At 70.0% G+C, this 4,925-nt stretch carries 5 protein-coding genes and 1 pseudogene; 4 read left to right on the top strand and 2 right to left on the bottom strand.

The genetic code is table 11. The features are described from left to right. The 4 genes from murJ to VGE49_RS04520 form a co-directional block, all read left to right on the top strand. The coding region (murJ, locus tag VGE49_RS04535; RefSeq protein ID WP_331033389.1) for a murein biosynthesis integral membrane protein MurJ at positions 1–1,430 on the top strand (1,430 nt) is incomplete at its 5' end. A 158-nt stretch (positions 1,431–1,588) separates the two neighbouring features. Continuing rightward, positions 1,589–2,626, top strand: a complete 1,038-nt coding sequence (gene trpS / locus VGE49_RS04530; RefSeq protein ID WP_331033388.1) for a tryptophan--tRNA ligase — start codon at positions 1,589–1,591, stop codon at positions 2,624–2,626. A gap of 71 nt (positions 2,627–2,697) precedes the next feature. Next, positions 2,698–3,405 (top strand): GNAT family N-acetyltransferase, encoded by a 708-nt coding sequence (locus VGE49_RS04525; RefSeq protein WP_331033387.1) that lies wholly within the window; start codon positions 2,698–2,700, stop codon positions 3,403–3,405. Positions 3,406–3,417: 12 nt separating this feature from the next. Further along, on the top strand, positions 3,418–3,882 hold the full coding sequence (locus VGE49_RS04520) for an OsmC family protein (RefSeq protein WP_331033386.1): 465 nt from the start codon (positions 3,418–3,420) through the stop codon (positions 3,880–3,882). 3 nt (positions 3,883–3,885) lie between these two features. Here the strand turns inward: VGE49_RS04520 and VGE49_RS04515 are convergent, their stop codons facing one another. Further along, positions 3,886–4,635: a dienelactone hydrolase family protein gene (locus tag VGE49_RS04515; RefSeq protein ID WP_331033385.1), complete on the bottom strand. Its 750-nt coding sequence runs from the start codon at positions 4,633–4,635 to the stop codon at positions 3,886–3,888. A 124-nt stretch (positions 4,636–4,759) separates the two neighbouring features. Then, positions 4,760–4,925, bottom strand: a pseudogene (gene purH, locus VGE49_RS04510) (bifunctional phosphoribosylaminoimidazolecarboxamide formyltransferase/IMP cyclohydrolase); the annotation flags it as partial.

Below are 4,925 nucleotides of genomic sequence, written 5' to 3'. Positions count from 1 at the left end.
TGTTCCGCCGCATCTTCGCCGAAGGGGCCTTCGCCGCCGCCTTCGTGCCGGCCTACGCCAAGACGCTGAAGACCGAGGGCGAGGCCACAGCCGATCAGGTCGCCACCGACGCCCTGGCCGCCGTGGCCGCCGTCACCGTGGCCCTGACGATTGTGGCCCAGCTGACGATGCCGTGGCTGATGACGGTCATCAACATCGGCTTCCTGGACGATCCGGCGCGGTTCAAGCTGGCTGTGATCCTGACCCAGATCACCATGCCCTACCTGCCCTGCATGGCCATCGCCTCGCTGCTCAGCGGCGTGTTGAACGCGCGCGGGCGTTTCATCGTCTCGGGCGCCTATCCCATCTTGCTGAACCTGATCATGCTGGCCGCCGTCATCCCGGCCCAGGGCGACCAGGTGGGCGCCGCCTACGCCGCGTCGTGGGGCGTGGCCGTGGCCGGCGTGGCCCAGGCGGGCCTGTGCTGGTGGGCGGCGAGGAAGGCGGGCGCCAACATTCGTCTGACCCTGCCGAAGCTGACCCCGGCGGTGAAGGCCATCATCATCACCGCTGTGCCCGCCGCCATCGGCAACAGCGCGACCCAGATCAACGTCTTCATCTCGGGCAACCTGTCCAGCTTCGTCGCCGGCGGGCGGACCTGGCTGGCGACGGCGGATCGCCTCTATCAGCTGCCGCTGGGTCTGGTCGGCGTGGCCATCGGCATCGCCCTGCTGCCCAAGCTGTCGGCGGCGGTGGCGTCCAAGGATCATAGCCAGCAGCAGGCCTCGATGGACGAGGCCCTGGCTCTGTCCATGGCCCTGACCCTGCCGGCGGCGGCGGCCCTGATGGCCATGCCCTACTTCCTGATCGACGCCCTGTTCACGCGCGGCGCCTTCCTGCAGGTCGACGCCGTCAATACGGCCCAGGCCCTGTTCCAGTTCGGCTGGGGCGTGCCGGCCTTCGTCCTGATCCGCATCCTGGCCCCGGCCTTCTTCGCGCGCGGCGACACGCGTCGGCCCATGGCCTTCGCCCTGGTTTCGGTGGCGGTGAACGCCGCCCTGGCCATCACCCTGTTCAACCTGGGCATGGGCATCGCCGGGATCGCGGCGGCGGTCAGCGCCGCCGCCTGGACCAACGCCCTGCTGCTGGGCGCAACCCTGTGGCGGCGGGGGCATTATCGGCCCAGCCCGGCGGCGGCCTCGCGGCTGGCGCGCATCCTCCTGGCCAGCATCGGCCTGGGCGTCGTCGTCGGCGTCGCCTCCTGGGCGCGGCCGATGCTGCAGGCGCCGGTCGAGGCCCTGCTGGGGGCGATCGGATCGGATCACGGCGCCAAGGAGCTGACCCTGCTGGTCGTCGTGGCGGCGGGCGGTCTGACCTATGTGGTCCTGGCCTTCGCCACCCGCGCGGTGACGGTCGCCGAGATCAAGGGCCTGATCCGCAAGGGGCGGTAAGCTTGCCCTTCGCGTCCTGAACCGATAAGCGCGAAGGCATGGCTCATTCGGGACACCTCTTCGTCGCCCGGCGATGGCGCGGCTGACTGTTCACCGCACGACCCCGCACGCCTGCGCGTGCGCCGAATCCAGCCTCTTCGAGTCCCGAGAACATTTCCATGACTGATCAGACCCCGGCCCCCTACACCGGTCCGCGCCGCATCCTGTCCGGCATCCAGGCCTCCGGCGCCCTGCACCTGGGCAACTACCTGGGCGCGCTGAAACGCTTCACCGAGCTGCAGGACACGGGCGCGCCCCTGTTCGTCTTCGTCGCCGACATGCACGCCATCACGGTCTGGCAGGAGCCCGCTAAGCTGGCGGCCCAGACGCGCGAGATCGCGGCGGCCTATCTGGCGGCGGGCCTCGACCCGGCCAAGGCGACCATCTTCCCGCAGTCGGCGGTGCCGGCCCACGCCGAACTGGCCTGGATCTTCAACTGCGTCGCCCGCCTAGGCTGGCTGGACCGGATGACCCAGTTCAAGGAGAAATCGGGCAAGCACAAGGAACGCTCCAGCGTCGGCCTCTACACCTATCCGGTGCTGCAGGCGGCGGACATCCTGCTCTACAAGGCGACCGAGGTGCCGGTGGGCGAAGACCAGAAACAACATCTGGAGCTGACCCGCGACATCGCCGCCAAGTTCAACAACGACTTCGGCGTTGCCGGCTTCTTCCCCCAACCGGAACCCCTGATCCAGGGACCGGGCACGCGCGTCATGAGCCTGCGTGACGGTTCGGCCAAGATGAGCAAGTCCGACCCGTCGGACCTGTCGCGCATCAACCTGACCGACGACGCCGACACCATCGCCGCCAAGATCAAGAAGGCCAAGTCGGACATGGATGTCCTGCCGGACACGGTCGAGGGTCTGGAGGGACGGCCCGAGGCCCGGAACCTGGTGGCCATCTACGCCGCCCTGGCCGACACGACGCGCGAGGCGGTTCTGGCCGAGTTCGGCGGTCAGGGCTTCGGGTCGTTCAAGCCGAAGCTGGCCGAGCTGGCGGTCACGTCCATGGCCCCGGTCACGGCCGAGATGCGCCGCCTGATGGCCGATCCGGCCGAGATCGACCGCGCCCTGGCCGTCGGCGCCGAGCGCGCCCGCGAGGTCGCCCAGCCGGTGGTGGACGAGGTCAAGAAGATCGTCGGCTTCTGGCAGGGCTGATCGGCGCTTTTCGGACCTGACGGCGCCGCGGCGGGTTTCGCGGCGAGGTCTTCGCGCCTAGATCCCCGGTCATGACCCATCCTCTCGATCGCGCCGTCTTCAACGCCCTGACCACCCGCCTGTCCCGGTTCACGACGCCCGATTCCGGGCCGGACGCCGTGCGGCTCGACCCCGAGGTCGGAGTCTTTCTGGCGGCGGCCGACGACAGCGCGGCCAGCCGCGAGGCGCTCGGCGTCCTGGCCCGGCGCTACCCCGGCGCGGGACTAGTCGAACGCGAGGACGGTCCGATGGCCGGAGTCCTGCCCGAGGGCGCGCCGGTCGCGGCCCAGGTCGCCCTGGTGCAGATGACGGCCACGGCCCTGACGCCGGCGGGACCGGCCGCGCCGCTGGACGGCGTGATCGAGGTGCTGGACGAGGCCGACGCCCCGGCCATGCTGGCGTTGGCGACCCTGACGCGGCCCGGCCCCTTCCGTTCCAGGACCCGCGAGCTGGGTCCCTTCGTCGGGATCAAGCGCGACGGCGAACTGGTGGCCATGGCGGGACGTCGGCTGCGCGTCGACGGCTTCACCGAGCTGAGCGGGGTCTGCACCCATCCGGAACATCGCGGCATGGGCTACGCCGCCGCCCTGTCCCGCCTGGTGGTCGGCGAGATTCTGGCGACGGGAGAAGCGGCCTTCCTGCACGCCTTCGCCGATCACGAGGCTACGATCGCCTTCTATCGGGGGCTGGGTTTCCAGACGCGGGCGCGCATGATCTATACCTCTCTGGGCGAGGGCTAGAGGAGAGGCGACATGAGCGGACACGGCGCGACGGTGGAATGGACGCGGGGCGATCAGGCCTTCGTCGACAAGCGATACAGCCGCGCCCATGTCTGGCGCTTCGACGGCGGGGCGGTGGTGCCCGGCTCTTCGGCGCCTTCGGGCGTGCCGGTCCCTCTGTCGGACGCGACGGCGGTGGACCCGGAGGAGGCCATGATCGCCTCCCTGTCCAGCTGTCACATGCTGTGGTTCCTGGCCTTCGCCGCCAACGCCGGCCTGACGGTCGACCGTTATCTGGACGAGGCTTCGGGCGAGCTGGACAAGAACGAAGCGGGCAAGTCCTATCTGGCGCGCGTCGCCCTCAAGCCTCTCACGACGTTTACGGGACGCCAGCCCGATCAGGCCGAGCTGGACGCCCTGCACCACGCCGCGCATGAGCACTGCGAGATGGCCCATTCGGTGCGCGCCGAGATCACGGTCACGGCGACCCTGGGCTGAGGATCAGGCGTCGGGCGCCACGTCCTTGAGGAAGGCGGTGAAGCGGCGCAGGGCCTCCAGCGTCAGCTCGGGATCGTGACGCATCGGGCCGTTGCTGGTCGGTTCGTCGAAGGCGTGGGTGCCCTCCGCGACCCAGCTTTCGACCTCGGAGCCGCAGTCGCGGATCATGGCGTTGACCCGCTCGGCGTTCGACACCGTGGTCAGGTGGTCGCGCCGGGCCGTCAGGGCCAGGACGCGCGGGCAGTGCCGCCAGGGCTTCATCCGGTTGAAGGCCCAGAAGCCCACATAGGGGTAGGCCAGCCAGACCGCCTTGACCCCCGACAGGTCGCAGTCGCCGGGATTGGCCACGCCCAGGGTTCCGGGCTGCGGGTCCTCGCTCATCATCTCCATGATCGACCAGCCGCCGTGGCTCCATCCGGCCAGCGACAGAATGCTCGGGTCGACGTCGGGGCGCTTTGAAATCCCGTCGATGGCGGCCAGCAGGTCGCCCGCCCGCTCATAGCCGCGCAGCACCAGACCGGTGCAGACCGTGGTCAGGGTGAAGGCGCGGTTCCAGCCGCGCGGGCCGTAGGAATCGACGATGAAGGCGCGCCAGCCCGCCGCCCTGGCCGCCTCGGCGTAGCGCGGCAGATGGTCCCGCAGGCCGCCGCAGCCGTGGAACAGCAACACTGCCGGACGCGGCAGGTCGTCGTCGGGGCCGACCACGGTCGTATGCGGTTCCAGCATGGCCCAGCGGGCGTCGAGCGTATCCATGCCGGCAGCATAACGCGCGAGCGTCAAAGAAGAAGCGCCGTGATCGGCGGACCACGGCGCTTTCACCCCTCATCCGAGCGCCTTCGGCGCCCACCTTCTCCCTCAAGGGGAGAAGGAAGATGGCCTAGTGGCGGAACACCCGCACGCCCGTGAAGGCCATGGCGATGCCGCGTTCGTCGGCGGCGGCGATGACCTCCTCGTCGCGGATCGAGCCGCCCGGCTGGATCACCGCCGTGGCCCCGGCGGCGACGGCTTCCAGCAGGCCGTCGGCGAAGGGGAAGAAGGCTTCG

It is taken from the genome of Brevundimonas sp. (assembly GCF_036405315.1).
Taxonomy (GTDB): Bacteria; Pseudomonadota; Alphaproteobacteria; order Caulobacterales; family Caulobacteraceae; genus Brevundimonas.
The sequence above is the reverse complement of the archived record's forward strand: the minus strand, read 5'-3'. Positions and strand labels throughout refer to the sequence as shown.

Excerpts from the sequence above, each read along its gene's own strand:
- VGE49_RS04520 (WP_331033386.1), top strand. The coding sequence starts at position 3,418 with ATGAGCGGACACGGCGCGACGGTGGAATGGACGCGGGGCGATCAGGCC.
- trpS (WP_331033388.1), top strand. The coding sequence starts at position 1,589 with ATGACTGATCAGACCCCGGCCCCCTACACCGGTCCGCGCCGCATCCTG.
- VGE49_RS04525 (WP_331033387.1), top strand. The coding sequence starts at position 2,698 with ATGACCCATCCTCTCGATCGCGCCGTCTTCAACGCCCTGACCACCCGC.
- VGE49_RS04515 (WP_331033385.1), bottom strand. The coding sequence starts at position 4,635 with ATGGATACGCTCGACGCCCGCTGGGCCATGCTGGAACCGCATACGACC.